Genomic DNA, 23,611 nt, shown 5'->3' on the forward strand with positions numbered 1-23,611 from the left:
AGTGTTCAAGAACAAGCTCTCGCGGGCCCTGGCGGGCGGTCTCGCGAGCCTGGTCGCCGCCTGCGCGGCGGGCCTGATCGCGGCCCCGGCCGCGCACGCCGCCGAGATCGGCACCGTCACCTTCAACCCGGCCACCGGCACCGACACCACGGGCATCGCGCTGACCACCTCGGACGCGTGTCCCGACGAGGCGACCAACGTCATCGTGTCCGTGACCGGTTCGGGCTTCCCGGCCGAGGGCCAGACCGTCGTCGGCAACGCGTCGAAGGACATCTACCCGATCTCCGGTGACGGCGGGATGATCGTCCCGCTGACGCAGACCATGCGCGACTACGCCAAGGACGCCGGCTTCAACGAGCTGAAGGGCGAGTACTCCTTCAAGGTCACCTGCCGGCTGGCCTTCGGCTCCTCGAACTTCGGCGACTTCACCGGCTCGATCTGGTTCACGTCCAACGAGACGTACCAGAACACCGACCCGAGCGTGAAGACCGACACCTCCACCGCCCTCGCGGTCTCCCCGGCCAGCCCGGTCACCGAGGGCGAGACCGTGACGCTCACCGCCAACGTGGCCCCGGCGGCCGCCGAGGGCAAGGTGCAGTTCAAGGACAACGGCACCGCGCTCGGCTCCCCGGTCTCCGTCTCCGCCGGCACCGCGGTCCTCACCACGAACGCGCTCGCCGCGGGCGACCACGACCTGACCGCCGAGTTCACCCCGACCGGCGCCGCATACAACCCGTCCGCCTCCACCGCGGTGGCGTACAAGGTGAACGCGCCGCAGGCGACCGCGACGACGACCTCGCTGGCCATCTCGCCGTCCGACACCACGCCGCAGTTCAGCCCGGTCACCATGAACGCCACGGTCACCCCCGCCGCCGCGGCCGGTTCCGTGAAGTTCCAGGACACCGTGGGCGGCGACACCACCACGCTGGCCACCGTCCCCGTCTCGGGCGGCCAGGCCTCCTACACCAGCAGCAGCCTGGCGAAGGGCGAGCACAGCTTCTCCGCGACCTTCGTCCCGGCGAACAGCGCGGCCTACACCGGTTCCGACTCCGGCGCGGTCCCGTACCTGATCGGTGACTTCGCCGGCGTCTCCGCCTCGCAGGACATCACCACGACCGTCGAGTCCGGCGCCCTGGTCATCAGCGTCGACAACCCGCACGTCACGCTGCCGTCGCCGGTGCTGAACGCCGACGGCGACCTGCTGACCACCGCGGGCGACATCAACACCGTCACCCTGACCGACGCCCGCGCCGGCAACCCCGGCTGGAGCGTCAGCGGCCAGGTGACCGACTTCTCCGACGGCGGCACGCACGCCATCAACGGCCAGAACCTGGGCTGGACGCCGAACGTGGTCGACCACGCCCCGGCGCAGACCGTCACCGCCGGCTCCGCGGTCTCCGCGGCGCAGGGTGTCGCCCCCGGCGACGCCGGTCAGGGCGGTCTGAAGTCCTCCCGCTCCCTCGCCACCGGTACCGGCCTCGGTACCGCGCACCTGGGTGCGGGCCTCGCCCTGAACGTGCCGACCTCGACCGTGGCCGGCACCTACACCGCGACCCTCACCCTCACGGCGATCTGAGCCGGCGGACGGCCCGGGGGCGGTGACGCCCCCGGGTCCGGCCAGGGCCGGGACGGGCAGCGATGCCCGTCCCGGCCGCACGGGTCCGGCCCGCTCCGCACGACCCGGCAAGCACGTCCCGCGCCACCCCGTCCCACCCGCGCCCGATCGGACGACCTGACATGATCACACGATCAGCCCGCCGTATCGCCGCCGTCCTGGCCGCCTGCGTCCTCGCCGTACTCCCGGCCGCCGAAACGGCGTCGGCCGCCGCCGCCCCGCAGGCCGCCGCCTCGCACGCGGCCGCCGCACGACCCGGCGCGGGCCCGAACGGGCGCACCACCTTCGGCGTCCAGCCGTCCACGGCCGACAAGCCCGACGGCCGGCCCAACTACTCCTACGGCGTGACCCCGGGTGCCGTCATCCGGGACCACATCGCCATCTGGAACTACAGCGCCAAGCCCCTGACGCTGAGCGTCTACGCCGCCGACGCCATCAACTCCGCCGAGGGCGGCTTCGACCTGCTCGCCCGGGCCGCCAGGTCCAGCGACGCCGGCACCTGGATCAAGCTCGGCAGGTCCCGGGTGACCGTGGCCGCCCGTTCCCGCGTCATCGTGCCCTTCACGCTGACCGTGCCGCGCACGGTCACCCCCGGCGACCACCCCGCCGGCATCGTCGCGTCGCTGTCCGCGGTGCGCACCGGCGCCAAGGGCGACCGGGTCCAGGTCGACCAGCGCGTCGGCGCCCGGATGTACCTGCGGGTGGCCGGCCAACTCAGGCCGCTGCTCGCCGTCGAGGACCTGCACACCGACTACCACGGCACGGCCAACCCCTTCGGGACCGGCACCGCGACGGTGTCGTACACCGTGCGCAACACCGGCAACGTCCGGCTGGCCGCCGAGCAGACGGTCCGCGTCCGCGACGCGTTCGGGGGCATCGCCACGGTGAAGGGCTCGCGCGACCTCGCCGAGATCCTCCCGGGCAACGCGCTGAGGATCAGCGTCACGGCCACCGGCGTCCTGCCGACGGTGCGGGACACCACCACCGTCTCGGTCGACGCGGTCTCCGTGCGCGGTGACGTCGCGATCCCCGACCTGCCGAGCCTGACCCGCTCCCAGGGCTTTTGGGCCGTGCCCTGGTCCCTGTTCGCCGTCCTGGCGGCCGTCGCCGCGGTGGCCGTCGCGTGGTGGGTCCGCCGCAGGCGCCGCCGCCGCGGACCGCGCCCGGACGCAGCCCGCACCGCCGGGACCGCGCCGAAGAAGCCGGCCCCCGCCTCGCGCGCGTCGGCTCCCGTCGCCATGGTGGCGGCCGCCCTCTCGCTGTGGGCGGCCGCGCCCGCGGCCCACGCCGCGGCACCGGGCGGCCTCACGGTCGCGCCGCAGCACGGCAGCGCCGTCGAGCCCATCACCCTGACCGCCGCCGGGCCCTGCCCCGACGGGACGCGGAACGTCATCGCCCGGGTCAAGGGCGCCGGATTCCCCCGTGACGGCAAGATCGTCGTCGGCAACTCCGAGATCGGCACCTACCCGGCGGCACCCGGCGGCGGACTGGTGGTCCCGCTGACCTACACGATGCAGGACTACGCCCTCGACGCGGGCTTCAGCACCCTGCGCGGCACCTACGCCTTCACCGTCAGCTGCCTGGAGGCCCCCTTCGGCCTCAAGAGCCTGCGGGACTTCAGCGGTTCGCTCCGCTTCACCTCCAAGACCTCCTACACGGACGGCACCCGGGCCACCCCCGAGAAGCCCGCGGCGGGATCCTCCGCGCAGCCGGGCGGCACGGCAGGGCAGGGGCAGTCGTCCACTCCTGACGGGTCCGGCCCGTCCGCCCCCGCCGGCGGTCCGGGTTCCCCGCCCTCCGGCTCCCCGTACGCCTCCGGCGCGCCCGCGCAGGGCGGAGTCACCGGGGTCGTGAACGCCGCCTCGGCCGACCCGGCCGGGGGCGGGCACGGCTCCCTCGTCGCCTGGTCGCTCGGCGGCTTCGCGGTCGCCTTCCTGGTGCTCCTGGCGGGAACCGCCCAGTGGGTGCGGGGGCGCAGGGGACGTGCCGCGCGAGCGGGCACATCCGGCTGAGCACCCGTCACCCCGTCCATCCACAAGCAAGACAAGAGGAGAAAGACAGTGTCCTTCACACGCCTGCACCGCTCGACCGCGGCCGCACTCGGCTCGCTCGTCCTGGCCGGCGGGGCGGTGGGCATCATGGCCGCGACCTCCGCGCACGCGGAGACCATCGGCACGCTGAAGGTGACCCCGGGCACCGGCTCGGACACCGGCGGAATAGAGCTCTCCACCTCGGGCACCTGCCCGGCGGAGGGGACCTACGTCATGGTCAAGGTGACCGGCTCGGGCTTCCCTGAGCAGGGCGCGAACGTGGTCAGCAACGCGCCGGGCAGCATATACCCCGCGACGGAGGAGGGCGGCTTCCGCGTTCCGCTGACGCAGACGATGCGCGACTACGCGAAGGACGCGGGCTTCGACGAGCTCAAGGGCCGCTACGAGTTCACGGTCATCTGCCGCGGGGCGTTCTTGGACACCACGTACGGCGACTTCAAGGGCTCGGTCTGGTTCACCACCAACACCACCTACCAGGACACCGACCCGGCGGGCGGCACCCCGACGCCGACGCCGAGCACCACCCCGACGAACACCACCACGCCGAGCGGCACCCCCACTCCGACGACGACCCCGACGGACACCGGAGAGCCGACCGACACCGGCGAGCCGACGGACACCGGCGAGCCCACGGACACCACCGGCGGTGACACCAGTGGTGACACCGGCGGTGACACGGGTGACGACACCACGGGCGGCGACTCGCAGGACATCTCCACCGAGGTCGACGGCGGCGCCTCGGGCGGTGACGGCGACTCGCTGGCGGCCACCGGCGCCGACGCGGGATGGCTCGCCGCCGTCGCGGCCGCCCTGGTCGCGGCCGGCACCATCGCCGTCCGGCAGGCGCGCCGCCGCGGTCTGCTGTCCTTCAGCGACTCCTCGAACGACTGAGACGGCGGGAGACGACCATGAAGATCACCACCGTACGCCGGCGACTGTCGCTGGTGCTCGCCTCGGCGATCGCCGCGGGCGGCATCGCCGTCGCCGCCGCCGGAACCGCCAGGGCCGAGGTCATCGGCTCCATGGAGGTCGCCCCGGCCATCGGCACGGACGTCTCGGGGATCTCGCTCACCACGTCGGGGCCCTGCCCCGAGGAGGCGACCAATCTCATCGTCAAGGTGAAGGGCGCCGGCTTCCCGGCCGAGGGCCAGAACGTGGTGGGCAACTCGGAGATCGCCATCTACCCGGCGGTGCCCGGCGGCGGGTTCACCGTGCCGCTGATGCAGACGATGCGCGACTACGCGAAGGACGCGGGCTTCACCGAGCTGAAGGGCCGCTACGACTTCACCCTGACCTGCCGCAAGGCCTTCGGGGCGGACACCTTCGGCGACTTCACCTCCGCCATCTGGTTCACCTCCAACACCGCGTACCAGAGCACCCCGCCCCCCACCCAGATGGCCACCGCGACCACCCTCGCCGCCGGTCCGGCGAGCCCGGTGGTCCAGGGCACCGCGGTGAAGCTCACCGCGACGGTGGCCCCCGCCACGGCCGCGGGCTCGGTCCGCTTCCTGGACGGCGCGACCCAGATCGGCTCCCCGGTCACGGTGTCGAACGGCGCGGCCTCGCTGACCACCACCGCCCTGGGCGTCGGCACTCACGCGCTGAGCGCGGCGTTCACCCCGGCCGACGCGGCGGCGTACAAGCCGTCGGCCTCCGCGGCGCTCCCGTACACCGTCAAGGTCAAGCCCCCGGTCGTCGTCACGGCCCCGAAGGTGACCGGCACCGTCAAGGTCGCCTCGACGGTGACCTGCTCCGCCACGTTCGGCGGGGCGAGCTCGTACGCGTACGCCTGGCTGCGCGACAACAAGGTCGTCAGCGGCGCGACCGCGAAGACCTGGGGCCTGACCTCCGCCGACTACAAGCACAAGGTCGCCTGCCGGGTGACCGCGAAGAACACCACCGGCAGCACCGCGGCGACGAGCCCCGCGGTGACCGTGGGCGTCGGCCCGGCCCTGAAGAACACCAAGCTGCCGACGATCAGCGGCACCGCCAGGACAGGCAAGCGGCTCACCGCCAAGGCCGGCAGCTGGAGGCCCTCGGCCACGTCCTACAGCTACGAGTGGCGGCGCGACGGCAAGGCGATCCGCGGCGCCACGCGCTCCACGTACGTGCTGACCAAGGCCGACCGCGGGCACCGCGTCGCGCTCAAGATCACCGCGAAGCGGTCGGGCTACACCAACGGCAGCGCCACCTCCAAGTCGGTGAGGGTGGGATGACCCCGGTCGGCACCCCGGTCCGCGTGGCTCCCGCCCACGACCGGCCCGCCCCCTCGGGGAACGGGCCGGCGGACCTCACCCCGCCGGGGCCGGCGGCGGGCCGGACGCGCACCACGCGTCCGGCCGGCCCCGGCCTGCGGGTCGCCGGGGCGGCCCTGAGCATCCTGGCGGCCCTGCTCCTCGGCTTCGTCGTGGACGTGGGCCCGCTCGGCCAGGTCCGCCACGCCCGCGACCAGCAGGTCGACTACGCCGCCCTGCGCAATGACCTCGCCAACGGGGTGGCACCCGTGGGCGGCTCGGGCGACGGCCTCAAGCCGCTGACCTCCGGCACCCCGGTGGCGGTCCTCTCCGTCCCCGGGCTAGGACTGCGCGAGGTCGTCGGCGAGGGCACCACCTCGGAGGTCCTGACCCGCGGCCCGGGCCACCGCCGCGACACGCCGCTGCCCGGCCAGGCCGGCATCAGCGTCATCATGGGGCGCCAGGCCACCTACGGAGGCCCCTTCCGGCACCTCGGCGGCCTCCACCCGGGCGAGCAGCTCACAGTGACCACCGGCCAGGGCGTGCACCGCTACCGCGTCGTCGCGGTCCGCCGCGCCGGTGACCCCCAGCCCGCGCCGCCCGCGGCCGGCAAGGGCCGCCTGACGCTGATCACCGCCGAGGGCACCGCCTTCATGCCGCGCGGCATCCTGCGGGTGGACGCCGACCTGATGTCCGACGTCCAGCCCGCCTCCGCCCCCGCCGTCGCGCCCGGCGCGCTGCCGGCGGACGAGACCGCCATGGCCGTCCAGGAAACCGCCTGGCTGCCCGTCGTCCTGTGGGGCCAGGGCCTGCTCCTCGCCGCCGCCGGCCTCGCCTGGGCGCACGCCCGCTGGGGACGGCGGCACGCCTGGGTCGTCGGCGTCCCCGTGCTCGGCCTGCTCGGCCTCCTCGTCGCGGACCACGCGGCCCTGCTCCTGCCCAACCTGATGTGAGGACCCGTTCGTGACCGAGACCACCATTCCGCTCCCGCCGATCACGCAGGACGCCCGCCCCGGCGCCACCCTGGAGGCCCGCCGCATCTCGTGCTGGTTCGGCGACCACAAGGTCCTCGAACGGGTCTCCCTGACCATGCCCGCCGGGCAGGTCACCGCCCTCATCGGCCCCTCGGGCTGCGGCAAGTCCACTTTCCTGCGGACCCTCAACCGCATGCACGAACTCGTGCCGTCCGCCTCCCTGGCGGGCGAAGTCCTGCTGGACGGCGAGGACATCTACGCCCGCGGGCGCCGCCTCACCGAGGCCCGGCGCCGCATCGGCATGGTCTTCCAGAAGCCCAACCCCTTCCCGGCGATGTCGATCTACGACAACGTCACCGCGGGCCTGAAGCTCACCGGGCAGCGGGTCCGCGATGCCGCGAAGGACGCACTCGTCGAGGAGTGCCTGACCAAGGCCGGCCTCTGGAAGGAGGTCCGGGCCCGGCTGCGCCAGCCCGGCGGCGCCCTCTCCGGCGGCCAGCAGCAACGCCTGTGCATCGCCCGCTCGCTGGCCGTCCGGCCCAAGGTGCTGCTCATGGACGAGCCCTGCTCGGCCCTGGACCCCACCTCGACCCGGCGCATCGAGGAGACGATCCGCGAACTCGCCCACGAGGTCACGATCGTGATCGTCACCCACAACATGCAGCAGGCCGCCCGCGTTTCGGACCAGTGCGCCTTCTTCCTCGCCGAACAGGGCACCCCCGGCGGGATCGTGGAGCACGGCCCCACCCCCGCCATGTTCGGCAGCCCGACCGATCCGCGGACGGCCGACTACGTGGAGGGCCGGTTCGGGTAAGGGGTGTCCATGCCTCCTCACACCTCCCCACCCCAGGTGCGGCCGGCCCGCGGGGTCCTCGCCGTCGTCGGCTCGGCCGCCGACGGCGTCGAGACCCTGCGCGAGGGCCTCGTCCTGCCCGCGCTCGCCCGCGGCTGGCGCGTCGCCGTCACGCTCACCCCGACCGCCGCACGCTGGCTCGGGGAACAGGGCGAGACCGGGCGGCTGCGCGACGTGACCGGCCTCCCTGTGCGCGACCGGTCGCGGCTCCCCGGCGAGCCGCGGCCCCATCCGGCCGCCGACTGCTGCGTGCTGGCCCCGGCCACCGCCAACACCCTGGCCAAACTCGCCCTCGGCATCGCCGACAACCAGGCCCTCACCCTGCTCGCGGAGGTCCTCGGCACCCCGCACGTGCCGCTGGTCGCCGTCCCTGCCGTCAACGCGGCCCACGCCCGCCACCCGGCCTGGCCCCGCCACCTCGCCACCCTCCGCGCGGCCGGCGTCCACCTCCTCCACGACCCGGACGCCCGGCCCCTCCCCGAACCGGGCGAGGCGCCCGACGGCCGCTCTCTCCCGTGGGCCGACGTCCTGGACGCGGTCGACCGTACGACGGGATGACGACGTTGTCCGTCCGGCGCTGCGGCCTCTCCATTTCATGACTGCTCGCGGCCGTTGATGTCAGCCTCACGCCCTATGCACTGATGGGCAACTCCAACGGCAGGGGAGCAGGCCGGGCCCCTGGAGTCGCCGACGCACGCCGGCAACACCTTGTGACCCGCTTCAGGGGCGAGGTGGGGCCGTTATCCCTCCTGACCCGGGACACCTCGCCCTGAGCGGAGTCCGGCGGCCCATGTCCTTGCGCACGCGGATTCCCGTGGGGCCCGCCGGCCCTGTCACGAATGTGGCACGCCACGCTCGCACTCCTGCCGTCGTCACTCGACGCAGCCGGTCAGACACCCCCTGGCGTCGAGGCCGGACGAAAAGATGCGCGACTATAGCCAAAGAGGCTGCTTTGTTATGTGCCAGGGAGCCACAGATGGACGCCTCGGACGAACTTCTTCAAAGGGCTTGCCCGTCGGCTCTTTTGACGTTGGACGGTGCCGTGCGCGGCCTCAACGCCGCGATGGCCACGGCGCTGGGCAGGCCGGCGGAACAGTGTGTGGGACGTGACTTCGGGGGTCTGTGGCCTTCAAGCCAGCGGATGTCGGCCGAGGGTCTGGTGGCCCACGCCGCCAGGGCGGATGCGGTCGCGATGCGGGAGCTGGAGTTTCCCGGGAAAAGCGGGGTACCCATTGCCTGTTTGCTTGAGGCGCGACAAGTGAAGGATCCCGCTGGCGACAAGCAGCTGATATGGGTGCACGCCCTGGATGCGCGAAACGACCTGGCCAGCCTGCTGATCCCCTTCCGGCTGGCCACCGCGGCCGCCGGCCTCGGCCTGTGGATGTACTCACCCCAGGGGGACCAGCTGGAGTGGCTCGGTGGCCTACCCACGCTGGTCGCGCTCGTCCCGGACCCAACGGCGCCGATTTCCAGAGTGATCTCGGCAGTGCACCCCGACGACAGGCAGGCCTTCCGGCAACTCCTGCGCTCGGCCTCCATCCAGCAGTCCCCCTGGGTGAGGCTGCGATACCACACGCCACACGACGGCTGGCACCGACTGGCCGTTCAAGTCCGTCGGCTCCAGCTGGGCTTTGACGGCCCCGAACGGATCTTCGTGGTGGTCCGCGACGACACCAAGCACGAGAAGCGAAAGCAGAAGGCGCTGGCAGCGCTGACTGCCGAGCGACAGCGTGCCAAGGACACCGCCGACTTCTCCTCCGCCTTGATCACCGCGGCCACGGAACAGGAGCTGCAGCAGGTCGTCCTGACCCGGCTCGCCGCGGCCTTCGGCGCCAGTGGCGCAGTGCTCGCACTCGTTGACGACAACCGCCTGCGCATCTCCACCGATGCCAGGATAGGAAAGCGCGAGGTCGAGGCCCTGCACGGCCTGCGGCTGGACGAGGCGACCCCGCTGTCCGAGGCGATCCGCACCGGCAAGCCGCAGTTCATCACCGACCGGGAGGACTTCATCCGCCGCTGGCCGCACGCCCCACTTCTGCGGTTGCTCCAGCTCGGCTCCGACTACGCCATCTCGATCACCCCCCTCAGTGAGCCCGGCTATCAGCCACTCGGGGCGTGGGCGATGCTCTACCACCGCGGATACCTGTCGTCCCTGAACGAGCGGACCCTCGTGGGCACGCTGGCCGATCTGGCAGGCCAGGCGCTCAAGCGGATCAGGTTGCAGCAGGCACGCGTCGAGCTGGCCACGGCGTTGCAGCAGACCATGCTCCCCACGCTGCCCGAGCACCTCCCGGGTCTGGAGGTCGCCGCCCGCTACCGGCCCAGCCGGGACGGGCTGGACATCGGCGGAGACTGGTACGACGTCTTCGTGATGCCCGACGGCGCGATCGCACTGGAGATCGGCGACGTCCAGGGGCACGACGTGGACGCCGCCGCCTTCATGGGACAGGTCCGCTTGTCCATGCGCGCGATCGCCGCCCTGGAACCGGCTCCCGGAACCGTGCTGACCCGCACCAACGAGCTGCTCGTCACGATGGCCCCCGCACGATTCGCCAGCTGCACCATGTTGCGTCTCAACTCGCGCGATGGACGGGTCACCGGCACCAGCGCCGGCCATGTGCCGGTGCTGTGCGCACACAGGGACGGCAGCCACGATGTCCGTGAGCTGCCGGGCGGACCGGTCCTGGGCGTCGTGCCTGGCACGGACTACCCAGAGGAGACCTTCACCCTGGACGAGGACAGCGCGCTGGTCATGGTCACCGACGGCGTGGTCGAAGGACCGGGCCTGACGCTGGAAGCCGGGCTGGAACGAGCCGGAGCACTGGCCGGGCAAGCCGTCCACGACGGACTCAGCGCTGAGGAGACCGCCGACCGAATCCTCGATGCCGCGGCCGCGGTGGACCACCTCGACGACGTGGCCGTGTTGGTCATCCGACGCACATGACGACGCCCGCGTCCGCACACCCTTCTGCGGGACCCACTGCACGACTCCCTTGCGCTCATTCGCCGGGGGGTAAGTCCTCGACGACCCAGCCAAGCCAGCCGCGGCAGGACTTTTTCCAGCCCCGGTCACCCATAGCCGCGGAGCCGACCGTCCCGGCCACAGCGGGTTTCTCCTCAGTCCGCCCTCTCCGTCCGGCGGCCGGCGCCGGGCCGCGCTCCGCCGCGCTCTGCGCGGCGGGAGCGCCTTGATGAAGTAGGGAAAGCCCGGGGATCTGCTCCCCGGGATAGCACGGGGACACCCTCGTGGGGTCGGTTTCTCGCCGCGCCTGGCGCACCGCTCAGCAGCAGGTGCTCGCGCCGGCAGAGTTCGACTCGCCGCTCGGCAAGCGCGTCTATGACCTGCGGCACACCTGCCTGACCTCGTGGCTCGACGCGGTTGTTCCGCCGGCGCAGGTCGCCGAGTGGGCGGGCAACAGCGTCCCCGTCTTGCTTGCCACCTACGCGCGTTGTATCTCCGGTCGGCTACGGGATCACCAGAGGCGGATCGAGGCCGGGGGAGACCTCCCCGAGCCGGACGAAGATCGCTGAACCGGTCCCCGGAACTTCGACACGTATTCGACAGAGCCACCCGCGCGAACCCGGTGACAGCCGGACGCCGCCGGAGGGTTCCCGTGATCATCCGCGGGTGGTCAGGCGCTGCTGCGCTCCGCGTGGCGAGGCTCTGAGCAGCAAAAAGCCCCTCCATATGGAGGGGCGCAGTGGGTGCCCCCGGCAGGACTCGAACCTGCGGCCAAGCGCTTAGAAGGCGCCTGCTCTATCCACTGAGCTACGGGGGCCGGACGTTGGCCGCGACCGAACCCGCCCCTTGTGTCGACGGTTCCGTGACCTTGCCGGGGACAAGGATAGGGCGCGGCTGATGTGCGGCCGGTTGCTTCGCCTTCATGTCACGTTGTGTAGGTTCGGTGAAGCGGTCTGATAATCGCAGGCAGGTGCGAATGTCGCACCAGTTTTGGCGCCTCAGTCGACGGCTGTTGTGCACTCGTTATGCCGGTGTCTCTTCCGGCCCTTCGGTCCCGTTCCGGTCTTCTTGCGGGCCGAAAGACGTGAACTAGGCGGAATACGCTTCAAAAACCCATCAAAATGGGGCATTCTGCCACTGTGGCGATCTTGGATGTACGGCCCGAACTCCTCGACGCGCTGTCGGCGCTGCGCGACCGCGTCGCGGACGCGCGCTTTCCCCTCCCCCTTCCCGGAGCCGAGCGGGCCCGCCGCACACGTCAAGAGTTGCTGGCGCAGCTCGACGACTATCTGGTGCCCCGGCTGAAGGCGCCCGAAGCGCCGCTGCTGGCCGTGGTGGGCGGTTCGACGGGAGCGGGGAAGTCCACGCTCGTGAACTCGCTGATCGGGCGGCGGGTGAGTGACGCGGGCGTGCTGCGCCCCACGACGCGCACACCGGTGCTGGTGTGCCACCCCCAGGACCGCGCGTGGTTCGCCGATCCGCGGGTGCTGCCGGGCCTGGCCCGCGCCTGGGCACCGCGCCCCAGGACCGCGGCCGACGCCGACGGGGAGGAGAGGCCGGACGGGAACGACGAGGAACGCGAGGCGGAGGAGACCAGGCTGTGGCTGCGCCTGGAGACCGACGACACGCTGCCGCGCGGACTCGCCCTGCTGGACGCGCCCGACATCGACTCCCTCGTCTCCCGCAACCGCGAGCTCGCCGCAGAACTGCTCTGCGCGGCCGACATCTGGATCCTGGTGACCACCGCGTCGCGCTACGCCGACGCCGTGCCGTGGCACCTGCTGCGCACGGCCAAGGAGTACGACGTCACCCTGGCCACCGTCCTGGACCGGGTGCCGCACCAGATCGCCGAGGACGTCTCGCAGCACTACGCGGCGTTGCTGACCCGGGCCGGGCTCGGGGACGTACCGCGGTTCACCGTCCCGGAACTGCCCGAGTCCGCGGGGGCCGGCGGGCTGCTGCCGCACACCGCGGTGGCGGCGCTCGGCAGCTGGCTCGCGCACTGCGCCGAGGACCCGGCCGCGCGGCACCAGGCGGCACAGCGCACCGTGTCCGGGGTGCTCGGCTCGCTCGGCAACCGGCTCCCGGAGCTGGCCGGCGCCTCGGCCGCGCAGCACGCCGCCGCGGTACGTCTGACCCGCCACGTGGACAAGGCCTACGACGAGGCCGAGTCGCGCGTGCAGGAGGCCGTCGGCGCCGGGGCGCTGCTCACCGGGGACGCCCTGGCCAGCTGGCGCGGCTACCCCGACTGCGGTCCTGCGGCCCTGCTGTGCGCCCTCGCCGAGAGCCTGGCGGTCCAGCTGCGCACCGAGGTCGCGACGGCGGACGAGCGGACCCTCGACGCCTGGCGCGGCGACCGCGCGGGCGCCGTCCTGACGGAGGACGCCGACCCGGAGGCGGCCGCCGACGACGCCGCCGAGCGGATCGAGGACGCTGTCGACACCTGGGGGTTCACGGTGAACCGCCTCGCGCACCAGTCGGTGCGCGGCAGCGCGGAGGGCGTCGACCCGCAGCACGCGGCGGCACTGATCGCGGTCGCCGTGCTCGGCGGCCGCAAGGGCACGGTCGCCGGCGAGCGGCTTGCCTCCCTGGTCGGCGCGCAGGCGGCGCTGCGGGCGGGCGACCGGGCGCGCGAGGAGCTGGACCGGCTCGTCGGCGACGTGCTCGACGCGGAGCGGGAACTGCGGGTGCTCCCGGTGGACGCGCTGGATGTGACGGCGGCCCAGCAGGCGTCGCTGATCGCGGAGCTTTCGGTCGTGCAGAAGTCGTACGGACTCCAGGAGAGGTGATCAGGTGCTCACAGAGCGGGTGGACGCCCTGTCGGAACTGCTCGGGCTGTCGCGCACCCGCGTGAGCCACGAGGCGCTCGACGGGGCCGGGGAACTGCTGGAAAGGGTCGGCGACCGGCGCCGGCTCTCCGCGGACCACACGGTGGTGGCGCTGGCGGGGGCGACGGGCAGCGGGAAGTCGTCCCTGTTCAACGCGCTGACCGGCCTGGAACTGTCGCGGATCGGCGTCCGCCGGCCCACCACCTCGGCGCCGGTCGCCTGTGCCTGGGACCCCCGGGGCGCCTCCGGGCTGCTGGACCGGCTCGGCATCGGACCCAAGGCGCGGTTCGCCCGGCACAGCGCCCTGGACGCGGTGGCGGAGCGGACGGACGACGGGCCCGCCGGCCTGGTCCTGCTCGACCTGCCGGACCACGACTCGGCGGCGACCGCCCACCGCGACCAGGTGGACCGGGTGCTGAAGCTCGTCGACGTGATCGTCTGGGTGCTCGACCCGGAGAAGTACGCGGACGCGGCGCTGCACGAGCGCTACCTGCGGCCGCTGGCCGGGCACGCCGACGTGACCGTCGTCGTCCTCAACCAGATCGACCGGCTCCCGGAGGAGGCCGTCGAGCAGGTCCTGGACGACCTGCGGCGGCTGCTCGACGACGACGGGCTCGCCGTCGGCGAGCACGGCGAGGACGGCGCCATGGTGCTGGCCACCTCGGCGCTGAACGGTGACGGCGTGCCGGAGCTGCGGGCGGCCATCGGCCAGGTGGTGGCGGAGCGCGCGGCTGCGAGCCGGCGGCTGTCCGCGGACGTGGACGGGCTCGCCGAGCGGCTGCGGCCGCTGTACGTCGCCGAGGGGATGACGGGGCTCACCGACCGGTCCCGCGAGGACTTCACGGCGAGCCTCGCCCACGCCGTGGGCGCCGCGGCGGCGGGCCGGGTGGCGGAGCGCACCTGGGCCAGGGCCGCCGAGGAGGCGTGCGGCACCCCGTGGCGGCGGCTGCGCCGCGGACGCGGCGCCGGTCTGCGCGATGGCACCCTCGACGGCCGCCGTCCGGCGTTGTCGGCGTCCCGCGCGTCGGTCGACGAGGCGGTGCGCGCGGTCGCGGCGGAGGCCGTCGAGGGGTTGCCCGCTCCCTGGGCGCAGGCGGTAGGGGAAGCCGCGCGCCGCGGTGGCCGTACGCTCCCGGAGGCGCTGGACGCGACGGTGGAGCGGGTGGCGCCGGACGAGCCGCTGCGCCCCCGGTGGTGGACGGTGGTCGGTACGGCGCAGTGGCTGCTGGCGCTGCTCACGACGGTGGCGCTGGCGTCGGGGATCGTGACGGCGGCGGGCGCGTTGCGGCTGCCGTGGTGGCTGCCGCCCGCGCTGCTGGCCGTGGGCGCACTGGGCGGTCCGCTGCTCACCCGGGTGAGCCGGTTCGCGGCCCGCGGCCCGGCCCGGCGGCACGGCCAGGCCGCGGAGCGGCGGATGGCCGACGCGGCGGCCGACTGCGGGCGGGCGCGGGTGCTGGAACCGCTGGCGGCGGAATTGCTGCGCTACCGGGAAGTGCGGGAGCAGTACGGGGTGCTCTCCGGAAACCACTTCCGGGTGACGGAGTTGTCCACAACAGGCCAGTAATCCACAGGTTGAATCCCATTTCTCCACGGAGGGCGCGGCGGGCGCACCATGGAGCCATCGCGGGGCCGGCGGCAGGGGCCGCCGGCCGGCGACGGCAACGGGGAGCATCGGCAATGAACGAGACACTGGTCACCGTCGTGGGGAATGTCGCGACCAGGCCGGAATTCCGGAAGACGCCCACGGGCGTGCCGGTCGCCAGGTTCCGGCTGGCGACGACCGCGCGCCGCTGGGACCGGGAGCGCGGCGGCTGGTCCGACGGGCACACCAGCTTCTACACGGTGTGGGCCTGGCGGCAGTTGGGGGAGAACGTGGTGGCATCGGTCGGGGTCGGCGAACCGCTGCTCGTCCAGGGGCGCCTGAGAGTGCGTGAGGAGGAGCGCGACGGCCAGCGCTGGATCTCCGCCGACGTCGACGCGATCGCCTGCGGCCACGATCTGACGCGCGGCACCTCGGCGTTCCGGCGGGTGTCCGTGGGCCGCCCGGAACTGATGGTTCCGAATTCCGCCGCGGGCGCTGGGGAGCCACTCGCCGATCCGCTGGCCGCCCTGTCCGGATAAGCCGGACAGCTGGGCATTCGCCCGGCGGTAAAACGTCGATGATTTATCGACAATTTCACGTCTATGCCTACGCGCGGGTAACGATTGCGATTCGAATTCCCGGGCGGCCGTGAATCCTGGTGGCTTTGGTGCGGTTGGTTCCTAGGATTCTGCGGAACCCCGGCTTTCCGCGGGGATCCACAGCTGTCGGCGAGGTGTACCCCCACGACCAGCCTCGCCCGGAGGGGAAATTCATGTTCACTGTACGGAGGCGGGGAGCTGCCCGTCTTGCCGTAGCGATGGTGGCCTCAGGCCTCCTCGCCGCGGGTTCCATAGCCGTTGCCGGGTCCGCCATCGCGGACGACGCGACCCCCACCGCGCCCGGTGCGACGGCGACGCTCGGCGGTCTGAAGACCTTCGGCGAGGCCGTCATCAATGAAGGCGGCAAGGAGGACCCGGTCAGCGCCGGACTCTTCGAGATGTCCGTCGAGGGCGGTGGCACGATCCAGACGTACTGCATCGACCTGCACAACCCGACCCAGGACAACGCCGCCTACAAGGAGGTCTCCTGGGACGAGTCGAGCCTCCACGACAACGCGGACGCCGGCAAGATCAACTGGATCCTGCAGAACTCCTACCCGCAGGTGAACGACCTCGCGGCGCTGCAGAAGACCGCGGCCCTGTCCGGCCCGCTCACCGACAAGCTCGCCGCCGCGGGTACCCAGGTGGCCATCTGGCGCTTCTCCGACAAGGCCGACGTGACGGCGGTCGACCCGGTCGCCGAGGAGCTCGCGGACTGGCTGGAGGACCACGCCAAGGACCTCCGGGAGCCCGCGGCGTCGCTGACCCTCGACCCGCCGGCGGTCTCCGGCAAGGCCGGTGACCTGCTCGGTCCGATCACCGTCCACACCAACGCCTCCACCGTCCAGGTGAGCCCCGCGCCCAGCAACCCCTCCGGCGTCAAGGTCACCGACAAGAACGGCACCGCGGTCACCTCCGCCAAGGACGGCGACGAGGTCTACTTCGACGTCGAGGCCGGCACCCCCGACGGCACGACCTCGCTGACCGCCACCGCGAACACCAAGCTCCCGGTCGGCCGCGCGTTCACGGGCGTCAACAGCACCACGCAGGTCCAGATCCTCGCCGGCTCCAGCGACAGTTCGGTCTCCGCGACGGCCACCGGCACCTGGGCCGCCAAGGGCCCGATCCCGGCGGTCTCCGCCGAGGTCAACTGCGCCAAGAACGGCCTGGACGTGACGGCCGCCAACGAGGGTGACAAGCCGTTCACCTTCACGCTGGCCGACAAGGAGTACACGGTCGAGGCCGGAAAGTCCGAGACCATCACCGTGCCGGTGGCCGAGGACCAGCACTACAAGGTCACCATCACCGGCCCCGAGGGCTTCGAGAAGACCTTCGAGGGCGTCCTCGACTGCGAGACCGCCGGCAACGGCGGTGGCACCCCGTCCTCCTCGCCCAGCCCGGCCACGGCCGGCGGCTCCGAGGGCACCGGTGACACCGGCTCCACCACCGGCGGCGACCTCGCCGAGACCGGTTCGAGCAGCGCCACCCCGGTGATCGCCGGCATCGCGATCGCCCTGGTCGTCCTCGGTGGCGGCGCGGTCTTCTTCCTCCGCAAGAAGAAGGCGGCCCCGTCCGCCGAGTGAGCTGACACCACTGGCCGCTCCTGAGTGAAGGGGGCGGAGGTCGACAGACCTCCGCCCCCTTTCGCCGTTCCGCGGCACGCACGGACGCCCGGAACAGGTCTGCGGGTCCACCCCGACCGCGGACAGCGGCTTGGCGGCCGCCGCCTGAGCCGACGATCAGGCGTCGTTCGACATCTGGTCGGGGGTGCGGGCCGGTCCGCGTGGGCGACGAGGCCGAGTGCGACCGGCACGGCGCCGCAACGTTCCCCCCGGAGTGATCTCCGAGGGGAACGCCACGTGGCACGGGCTCAGTACTGTTCGGTCTCCACGAAACCGGCGTCCGCGCCGTCGTCCGCGCCGAAGGCGGCGGCGGTCGGGTCGAATCCGGGCGGGCTGTCCTTGAGGGCCAGGCCCAGGCCGGCCAGCTTCGCCTTGACCTCGTCGATCGACTTCGCACCGAAGTTGCGGATGTCGAGCAGGTCGGCCTCGGAGCGCGCCAGCAGCTCACCCACCGAGTGAACGCCCTCGCGCTTGAGGCAGTTGTAGGAACGGACGGTGAGCTCGAGCTCCTCGATCGGCAGCGCCATGTCGGCGGCGAGCGCGGCGTCCGTGGGGGACGGGCCCATGTCGATGCCCTCGGCGTCGACGTTCAGCTCGCGGGCGAGCCCGAACAGCTCGACCAGGGTCTTGCCGGCCGAGGCCATCGCGTCGCGGGGACGCATGGCCTGCTTGGTCTCGACGTCGACGATCAGCTTGTCGAAGTCGGTGCGCTGCTCGACACGGGTCGCCTCGACCTTGTAGGTGACCTTGAGCACCGGGCTGTAGATGGAGTCGACCGGGATTCGGCCGATCTCCTGGCCCTGCTGCTTGTTCTGGACGGCCGAGACGTAGCCGCGACCACGCTCGACGGTCAGCTCCACCTCCAGCTTGCCCTTGCCGTTCAGGGTGGCCAGGACGAGGTCGGGGTTGTGCACCTCGACTCCGGCCGGGGGCGCGATGTCGGCGGCGGTGACGACGCCGGGGCCCTGCTTGCGCAGGTACATCACGACGGGCTCGTCGTGCTCCGAGGAGACGACGAGCTGCTTGATGTTGAGGATGAGGTCGGTGACGTCCTCCTTGACACCCGGCACGGTGGTGAACTCGTGCAGGACGCCGTCGACCCGGATCGAGGTGACGGCGGCACCCGGGATCGACGACAGGAGGGTACGGCGGAGCGAGTTGCCGAGGGTGTAGCCGAAGCCCGGCTCCAGCGGCTCGATCACGAACCGGGAACGGAACTCGTCGACGACCTCTTCGGTCAGTGAGGGACGCTGAGCAATCAGCACGGGGTATTGCCTCCAGTGTTTGGCGCCCGCTATGTGACGCCGTAGACACCATGAAGGGTACGGGTGGTACGGCCTCCCGCGTGGCTGACCCGCCCGTCCGCCGGTCGGTCGGCGCCCGGCGCCTGGTGGAGCCGAGTACAACGATCAGCTATCCGTGCCCCCGGGAGTCAGCCACTGGGGCATTTCGTGGGTGCATACTGGGGGCAATGACTAAGCCTGCTGCACCGAAGCGTCATTTGCCCACCAGCCCCTTCAAGGCCCCGGTCGCGCCCGCTCCCAAGCACTTCGCGGTGGGCGACCAGGTCACGCACGACATTCACGGTCTCGGTCGGGTCGTCGACGTCGACGAGGGAACCGCGGTGATCGTGGATTTCGGCTCGGCGCAAATGCGGATCTTGAGCCCGTACAGCAAGATGACCAAGCTGTAGGACCGCTGTGCCGGGTCTCGGCACGCCAGGGCCCTTCAGGGGGTCCTGTTTTACGAAAGGGAAACCTCTCATCGATGTGACGTCGCTGTTCTCCGCCCCGGAAGGGCAACCCCGCGGTACCACCGCAGCGTCGCCGTCTCCGACGACGAACCCCTTCCAGGCCCCGGACTTCGGGGAGGACGAGACCTTCGTTCCCGAGGACGTACAGGAGCCTGCCCCGGGCATGCGTGCCCCGCGGCCCAAGGGCAGGTAGCTCCCACGAGTGCCGGCGGTTCTGCCGGCACGCGGCGGGACGACCACGGAACCGGGGCCTGACTCAGCCGCTGACGGATCCGCAGCTGAGGTTCACCACGGTTCCCGTGATGGCGCCCGCCCGGTCGGAGGCCATGAAAGCGGCCGTCTCCGCGACTTCGGCCAGCTTCGGCAGCCGGCGCAGCGCGGTGCCGCGTTCCATGTAGGCCTTCACCGTGGGGCTGTCCGCGGGGTCGGGCTCGGCGTCGTCGATCATGCCCCAGGACACCCACGCCTCCGGGATGCCGTCCGGGCGCAGGCAGACGACACGTACGCCGCGCGGTCCGACCTCACCGGCCAGGTGCCGGGACAGCAGCTCCACGGCGCCGCAGGCGACACCGAAGCCCCCGGTGGCGTGGAAGCCCTGGTCCCGGCCGGAGAGGTGGGCTGCCGCCGTGGAGAAGGTCACGATGACGCCCGAGCCCTGTTCGGCCATGTACCGGGCCGCGGTCGTCGCGGTGACGAAGTTGGCGGTGGCCGCGGTCGTGATCGGCGTCAGGAAGTCGTCCACGGACATACCGGTCAGTGGCGTGCCCTGCAGATCACCGCGGATGCTGACCGCGTTCACGGAGACGTCGAGCCGGCCCGTCGTCCGGACCACCTCGGCAGCGTGCCGCTCGACCGCCTCCCGGTCGAGCGCGTCGACCTGGGCGACGTCGGCCCGGCCGCCGGCGGACTCGATTTCCTCGGCCAGCTCCTTCAGCCCGGCGAGCCTGCGACCGGTGAGGAAGACCCGTGCTCCCTCGCGGCCGAAGGTCCGGGCCACGGTCCGTCCGACCGCACCGCCCGCGCCGTAGACGACTGCGCTCTTGTTCTCCAGCAACATGTCCGGTCCCCTTGATCAGAGTCTGTGTCGATCGTGCGGGCACCTTAGACGCCGGTACCGACAGAGGGACTCCCGTGTGCGGTGGCCGTCGATGCGTGTGCGAGTCGCCTCCGGTTCCGGCGCGCCCGCGGAGCCGGCCGGAAGCGTGAGGGACGTCGCTCAGGTACTCGTTTCCGCCCAGGGGTGGACGGCTGGCAAGATGGGGTGTATCTGCCCACACATCGAACGCCGGACGGTTTCTCTTGGCTGAGTTCATCTACACCATGCGCAAGACGCGCAAGGCGCACGGCGACAAGGTGATCCTGGACGACGTCACCCTGAGCTTCCTGCCCGGCGCGAAGATCGGTGTCGTGGGGCCCAACGGTGCCGGTAAGTCCACCGTGCTCAAGATCATGGCGGGACTGGAGCAGCCGTCCAACGGCGACGCGTTCCTCTCGCCCGGCTACTCGGTCGGCATCCTGCTGCAGGAGCCGCCGCTGGACGAGTCCAAGACCGTGCTGGAGAACGTCCAGGACGGCGTGGGCCCGGTCAAGGCCAAGCTGGACCGGTTCAACGAGATCGCCGAGCTGATGGCGACCGACTACTCCGACGCGCTGCTCGACGAGATGGGCAAGCTGCAGGAGGACCTGGACCACGCCAACGCCTGGGACCTGGACGCCCAGCTGGAGCAGGCGATGGACGCCCTCGGCTGCCCGCCCGGCGACTGGCCGGTGGTCAACCTCTCCGGTGGTGAGAAGCGCCGCGTCGCGCTCTGCAAGCTGCTGCTGGAGGCCCCCGACCTGCTGCTGCTCGACGAGCCCACCAACCACCTGGACGCCGAGTCCGTGCAGTGGCTGGAGCAGCACCTGGCCAAGTACGCGGGCACCGTCGTGGCGATCACCCACGACCGGTACTTCCTGGACAACGTCGCCGAGTGGATCCTCGAGCTCGACCGCGGCCGCGCCTACCCGTACGAGGGCAACTACTCCACGTACCTGGAGACCAAGCAGTCCCGTCTCAAGGTCGAGGGCCAGAAGGACGCCAAGCGCGCCAAGCGGCTCAAGGAAGAGCTGGAGTGGGTCCGCTCCAACGCCAAGGGCCGCCAGGCCAAGTCCAAGGCCCGCCTCGCCCGGTACGAGGAGATGGCCGCCGAAGCCGAGAAGATGCGCAAGCTCGACTTCGAGGAGATCCAGATCCCGCCGGGCCCGCGTCTGGGCAGCATCGTGGTCGAGGTCAACAACCTCTCCAAGGCGTTCGGCGACAAGGTCCTCATCGACGACCTGTCCTTCACGCTGCCGCGCAACGGCATCGTGGGCATCATCGGCCCCAACGGCGCCGGCAAGACCACGCTGTTCAAGATGATCCAGGGCCTGGAGGCTCCGGACGCCGGCACGATCAAGGTCGGCGAGACGGTCAAGATCTCCTACGTCGACCAGACCCGCGCCAACATCGACCCCAAGAAGACCCTCTGGGCGGTCGTGTCGGACGAGCTGGACTACATCAACGTGGGCCAGGTCGAGATGCCGTCCCGCGCGTACGTCAGCGCCTTCGGCTTCAAGGGCCCGGACCAGCAGAAGCCGGCCGGCATCCTGTCCGGCGGTGAGCGCAACCGCCTCAACCTGGCGCTCACCCTCAAGCAGGGCGGCAACCTGCTGCTCCTCGACGAGCCGACCAACGACCTGGACGTCGAGACCCTGTCCTCGCTGGAGAACGCGCTGCTGGACTTCCCCGGCTGCGCCGTGGTCGTCTCCCACGACCGCTGGTTCCTGGACCGGGTGGCCACCCACATCCTCGCCTACGAGGGCGAGTCCAAGTGGTTCTGGTTCGAGGGCAACTTCGAGTCGTACGAGAAGAACAAGGTCGAGCGGCTCGGCGCCGACGCGGCCCGGCCGCACCGCGCCACCTACAAGAAGCTCACCCGGGGCTGAGCGGGAGATGGCCCGGCACATCTACCGCTGCCCGCTGCGCTGGTCGGACATGGACGCCTTCGGGCACGTCAACAACGTGGTCTTCCTCCGCTACCTGGAGGAGGCCCGGATCGACTTCATGTTCCGGCTGGCGCCCGGGGAGGGCAGCGAGTCGTTCACGGGCGGGTCGGTCGTCGCCCGCCACGAGATCGACTACCTGCGCCCGCTGGTGCACCGGCACGAGCCGGTGACGGTGGAGACGTGGGTGACCAAGGTGGGGGCCGCCTCACTGACCGTCGCGTACGAGGTCAAGGACGCGGAGGCGGTCTACGTACGCGCCTCCACGATCGTGGTGCCGTACGACCTCGACAAGGGCCGGCCGCGCCGGATCACGGCGGAGGAGCGGTCCTTCCTCGAGGGGTACTTCGACGACAGCGCGGGCTCGCCCGGTGACACCGGCAAGGGGGCAGTCGCCGCATGACGGCGCCCCTGCGACTCGCCGATGCCAGGGAGGCGGACGGTTTCGCCGCCTTCCTGGCCCGGCTGCTGCGCTGGGACAAGGCCGCCGTCGTCCGGCTGCGCGCCTCGGGCACGGTGCTCGCCGTGTTCGGGCAGCCGCCGTTCGGCGGCGGGGTCCTGGCCGTCCGCACGGCCGAGCTGGACGGGGCCGCCGGCGACCTGGACTCGACCGTCTCCGCCGGGCAGCTGCTCGACGGCATCGACGAGGTGACGGGCACGGTCGCCGTGCCCGCGGCCGTCACCGGGCCGGCCTGGGCAGGACTGCTCCCGCCGCGCGGCGGCTGGGAGCGGGTGCGGGGCCTGCCGTCCGCGGAGGACGTGCGCGCCGTGGCCGCCGCCGCGGTGACCGAGTTCCGCGACCGCAGCGAGGCACTGCGGCCGGAAAGCCGCACCCGCGCGGAACTGGACGCCATCGCCGACGACATCTGGTCCCGGCAGCTCGGCGTCACCGGCCTGCCGCTGCGGGTGGTCCACGCCGCCCACGCGCTGGGGTTCCTCCGCCCGGTACGCACCCCCGTCCCGGCACCGCGCACGGGCGGTCGGCCGGCGGTGGAGCTGCTCACGGTGGGGCCGTGGCTGCGGCTGCGCACGCCGTACGGCTCGGTCGCCGTCCGGCGCGGGGCGCCGGGGCTGTCGGTCAGCCCGGTGTGATCATCCCGCGGTGTTCACCATCGACGCCGCCGCGTAGACCAGGTAGTCCCACAGCTGCCGCTCGTGGTCGGGCTCCAGCTCCAGCTCGTCCACCGCGGTCCGCATGCGCCGCAGCCAGGCGTCGTGGGCGGCCTGGTCGACCCGGAAGGGCGCGTGGCGCATCCGCAGCCGGGGGTGTCCGCGGTTCTCGCTGTACGTGCGGGGACCGCCCCAGTACTGCATGAGGAAGAGCCTCATGCGCTCTTCGGCGGGCCCGAGGTCCTCCTCCGGGTACATGGGGCGCAGGACCGGGTCCTCGGCGACCCCTTCGTAGAAGCGGCGGACGAGCCGCCGGAAGGTCGGCTCGCCGCCGACCGACTCGAAGAACGTCTGCTGCTCGACGGTGCCCCGCGGGATCTCATTCACGCCTCCCATGCTCTCAGACG

At 72.1% G+C, this 23,611-nt stretch carries 20 protein-coding genes and 1 tRNA gene; 17 read left to right on the forward strand and 4 right to left on the reverse strand.

Annotation, left to right across the window (positions count from 1 at the left end):
- Position 1 precedes the first annotated feature (1 nt).
- The 9 genes from ACFV3E_RS05055 (at position 2) to ACFV3E_RS05095 (ending at position 11,258) form a co-directional block, all read left to right on the forward strand.
- A complete protein-coding gene (locus ACFV3E_RS05055; protein WP_500533431.1) occupies positions 2 to 1,576 on the forward strand; it encodes an Ig-like domain-containing protein in 1,575 nt (524 codons plus the stop codon).
- 161 nt (positions 1,577 to 1,737) lie between these two features.
- Positions 1,738 to 3,627 (forward strand): hypothetical protein, encoded by a 1,890-nt coding sequence (locus ACFV3E_RS05060; protein WP_500533432.1) that lies wholly within the window; start codon positions 1,738 to 1,740, stop codon positions 3,625 to 3,627.
- Between the two features lie 48 nt (positions 3,628 to 3,675).
- Entirely contained in the window at positions 3,676 to 4,557 is an 882-nt protein-coding gene (locus ACFV3E_RS05065; protein ID WP_500533433.1) for a hypothetical protein, read from the forward strand.
- 17 nt (positions 4,558 to 4,574) lie between these two features.
- Positions 4,575 to 5,882, forward strand: a complete 1,308-nt coding sequence (locus ACFV3E_RS05070; RefSeq protein WP_500533435.1) for an Ig-like domain-containing protein — start codon at positions 4,575 to 4,577, stop codon at positions 5,880 to 5,882.
- Positions 5,879 to 6,853 carry a sortase domain-containing protein gene (locus ACFV3E_RS05075; RefSeq protein WP_500533436.1) on the forward strand — a complete coding sequence of 325 codons (975 nt, stop codon included), beginning with the start codon at positions 5,879 to 5,881 and terminating at the stop codon, positions 6,851 to 6,853. Before ACFV3E_RS05070 ends, ACFV3E_RS05075 begins: the two co-directional genes overlap by 4 nt.
- A gap of 70 nt (positions 6,854 to 6,923) precedes the next feature.
- Positions 6,924 to 7,688 (forward strand): phosphate ABC transporter ATP-binding protein, encoded by a 765-nt coding sequence (locus tag ACFV3E_RS05080; RefSeq protein ID WP_500533693.1) that lies wholly within the window; start codon positions 6,924 to 6,926, stop codon positions 7,686 to 7,688.
- A gap of 9 nt (positions 7,689 to 7,697) precedes the next feature.
- Positions 7,698 to 8,285, forward strand: coding sequence for a flavoprotein (locus ACFV3E_RS05085; RefSeq protein ID WP_500533437.1), 588 nt, complete (start codon positions 7,698 to 7,700; stop codon positions 8,283 to 8,285).
- Positions 8,286 to 8,703: 418 nt separating this feature from the next.
- Positions 8,704 to 10,671 carry a SpoIIE family protein phosphatase gene (locus tag ACFV3E_RS05090; RefSeq protein WP_500533438.1) on the forward strand — a complete coding sequence of 656 codons (1,968 nt, stop codon included), beginning with the start codon at positions 8,704 to 8,706 and terminating at the stop codon, positions 10,669 to 10,671.
- 302 nt (positions 10,672 to 10,973) lie between these two features.
- Positions 10,974 to 11,258, forward strand: coding sequence for a hypothetical protein (locus ACFV3E_RS05095; protein ID WP_500533439.1), 285 nt, complete (start codon positions 10,974 to 10,976; stop codon positions 11,256 to 11,258).
- Positions 11,259 to 11,433: 175 nt separating this feature from the next.
- On the opposite strand, the gene ACFV3E_RS05100 is transcribed toward ACFV3E_RS05095, so the two are convergent.
- Positions 11,434 to 11,506: transfer RNA gene (locus ACFV3E_RS05100), tRNA-Arg, on the reverse strand.
- 304 nt (positions 11,507 to 11,810) lie between these two features.
- Between ACFV3E_RS05100 and ACFV3E_RS05105 the strand changes: the two genes are divergently transcribed.
- The 4 genes from ACFV3E_RS05105 to ACFV3E_RS05120 all read left to right on the forward strand — a co-directional run bounded on the left by ACFV3E_RS05105 (position 11,811) and on the right by ACFV3E_RS05120 (position 17,281).
- Positions 11,811 to 13,478 carry a dynamin family protein gene (locus tag ACFV3E_RS05105; protein WP_500533440.1) on the forward strand — a complete coding sequence of 556 codons (1,668 nt, stop codon included), beginning with the start codon at positions 11,811 to 11,813 and terminating at the stop codon, positions 13,476 to 13,478.
- Positions 13,479 to 13,482: 4 nt separating this feature from the next.
- Positions 13,483 to 15,081: a GTPase gene (locus tag ACFV3E_RS05110; protein WP_500533441.1), complete on the forward strand. Its 1,599-nt coding sequence runs from the start codon at positions 13,483 to 13,485 to the stop codon at positions 15,079 to 15,081.
- A 113-nt stretch (positions 15,082 to 15,194) separates the two neighbouring features.
- Complete coding sequence (gene ssb / locus ACFV3E_RS05115) at positions 15,195 to 15,638, forward strand: single-stranded DNA-binding protein (RefSeq protein ID WP_500335174.1); 444 nt, start codon at positions 15,195 to 15,197, stop codon at positions 15,636 to 15,638.
- A 233-nt stretch (positions 15,639 to 15,871) separates the two neighbouring features.
- Positions 15,872 to 17,281, forward strand: coding sequence for an LAETG motif-containing sortase-dependent surface protein (locus ACFV3E_RS05120; RefSeq protein WP_500369469.1), 1,410 nt, complete (start codon positions 15,872 to 15,874; stop codon positions 17,279 to 17,281).
- 287 nt (positions 17,282 to 17,568) lie between these two features.
- On the opposite strand, the gene ACFV3E_RS05125 is transcribed toward ACFV3E_RS05120, so the two are convergent.
- A complete protein-coding gene (locus tag ACFV3E_RS05125; protein WP_499511943.1) occupies positions 17,569 to 18,585 on the reverse strand; it encodes a DNA-directed RNA polymerase subunit alpha in 1,017 nt (338 codons plus the stop codon).
- Positions 18,586 to 18,791: 206 nt separating this feature from the next.
- Here ACFV3E_RS05125 and ACFV3E_RS05130 point away from each other — a divergent pair, with 206 nt between their 5' ends.
- On the forward strand, positions 18,792 to 19,013 hold the full coding sequence (locus ACFV3E_RS05130; protein WP_500369471.1) for a hypothetical protein: 222 nt from the start codon (positions 18,792 to 18,794) through the stop codon (positions 19,011 to 19,013).
- Positions 19,014 to 19,329: 316 nt separating this feature from the next.
- On the opposite strand, the gene ACFV3E_RS05135 is transcribed toward ACFV3E_RS05130, so the two are convergent.
- Complete coding sequence (locus ACFV3E_RS05135) at positions 19,330 to 20,130, reverse strand: SDR family NAD(P)-dependent oxidoreductase (RefSeq protein WP_500533442.1); 801 nt, start codon at positions 20,128 to 20,130, stop codon at positions 19,330 to 19,332.
- 242 nt (positions 20,131 to 20,372) lie between these two features.
- Between ACFV3E_RS05135 and ettA the strand changes: the two genes are divergently transcribed.
- The 3 genes from ettA to ACFV3E_RS05150 are packed head-to-tail and all read left to right on the forward strand — an operon-like array spanning position 20,373 to position 23,186.
- Positions 20,373 to 22,037, forward strand: a complete 1,665-nt coding sequence (ettA, locus tag ACFV3E_RS05140; RefSeq protein WP_500369480.1) for an energy-dependent translational throttle protein EttA — start codon at positions 20,373 to 20,375, stop codon at positions 22,035 to 22,037.
- Between the two features lie 7 nt (positions 22,038 to 22,044).
- Entirely contained in the window at positions 22,045 to 22,497 is a 453-nt protein-coding gene (locus ACFV3E_RS05145) for an acyl-CoA thioesterase (RefSeq protein ID WP_500533443.1), read from the forward strand.
- The gene (locus tag ACFV3E_RS05150) at positions 22,494 to 23,186 is read left to right on the forward strand and encodes a DUF8010 domain-containing protein (RefSeq protein ID WP_500533444.1); all 693 of its coding nucleotides are present in this window, start codon (positions 22,494 to 22,496) and stop codon (positions 23,184 to 23,186) included. The genes ACFV3E_RS05145 and ACFV3E_RS05150 overlap by 4 nt, the downstream gene beginning before the upstream one ends.
- Here the strand turns inward: ACFV3E_RS05150 and ACFV3E_RS05155 are convergent, their stop codons facing one another.
- A complete protein-coding gene (locus tag ACFV3E_RS05155) occupies positions 23,187 to 23,591 on the reverse strand; it encodes a globin (RefSeq protein ID WP_500359270.1) in 405 nt (134 codons plus the stop codon).
- Between the last annotated feature and the right edge of the window lie 20 nt (positions 23,592 to 23,611).

This window comes from Streptomyces sp. NPDC059718 (assembly GCF_042733315.1).
GTDB lineage: Bacteria > Actinomycetota > Actinomycetes > Streptomycetales > Streptomycetaceae > Actinacidiphila.

What these genes read in the sequence shown, in the direction of transcription:
- ACFV3E_RS05145 (WP_500533443.1), top strand. Translation starts at nt 22,045, where the DNA reads ATGGCCCGGCACATCTACCGCTGCCCGCTGCGCTGGTCGGACATGGAC.
- ACFV3E_RS05060 (WP_500533432.1), top strand. Translation starts at nt 1,738, where the DNA reads ATGATCACACGATCAGCCCGCCGTATCGCCGCCGTCCTGGCCGCCTGC.
- ACFV3E_RS05075 (WP_500533436.1), top strand. Translation starts at nt 5,879, where the DNA reads ATGACCCCGGTCGGCACCCCGGTCCGCGTGGCTCCCGCCCACGACCGG.
- ACFV3E_RS05070 (WP_500533435.1), top strand. Translation starts at nt 4,575, where the DNA reads ATGAAGATCACCACCGTACGCCGGCGACTGTCGCTGGTGCTCGCCTCG.
- ACFV3E_RS05150 (WP_500533444.1), top strand. Translation starts at nt 22,494, where the DNA reads ATGACGGCGCCCCTGCGACTCGCCGATGCCAGGGAGGCGGACGGTTTC.
- ACFV3E_RS05090 (WP_500533438.1), top strand. Translation starts at nt 8,704, where the DNA reads ATGGACGCCTCGGACGAACTTCTTCAAAGGGCTTGCCCGTCGGCTCTT.
- ACFV3E_RS05120 (WP_500369469.1), top strand. Translation starts at nt 15,872, where the DNA reads ATGTTCACTGTACGGAGGCGGGGAGCTGCCCGTCTTGCCGTAGCGATG.
- ACFV3E_RS05130 (WP_500369471.1), top strand. Translation starts at nt 18,792, where the DNA reads ATGACTAAGCCTGCTGCACCGAAGCGTCATTTGCCCACCAGCCCCTTC.
- ACFV3E_RS05135 (WP_500533442.1), bottom strand. Translation starts at nt 20,130, where the DNA reads ATGTTGCTGGAGAACAAGAGCGCAGTCGTCTACGGCGCGGGCGGTGCG.
- ssb (WP_500335174.1), top strand. Translation starts at nt 15,195, where the DNA reads ATGAACGAGACACTGGTCACCGTCGTGGGGAATGTCGCGACCAGGCCG.
- ACFV3E_RS05105 (WP_500533440.1), top strand. Translation starts at nt 11,811, where the DNA reads ATGGGGCATTCTGCCACTGTGGCGATCTTGGATGTACGGCCCGAACTC.
- ACFV3E_RS05085 (WP_500533437.1), top strand. Translation starts at nt 7,698, where the DNA reads ATGCCTCCTCACACCTCCCCACCCCAGGTGCGGCCGGCCCGCGGGGTC.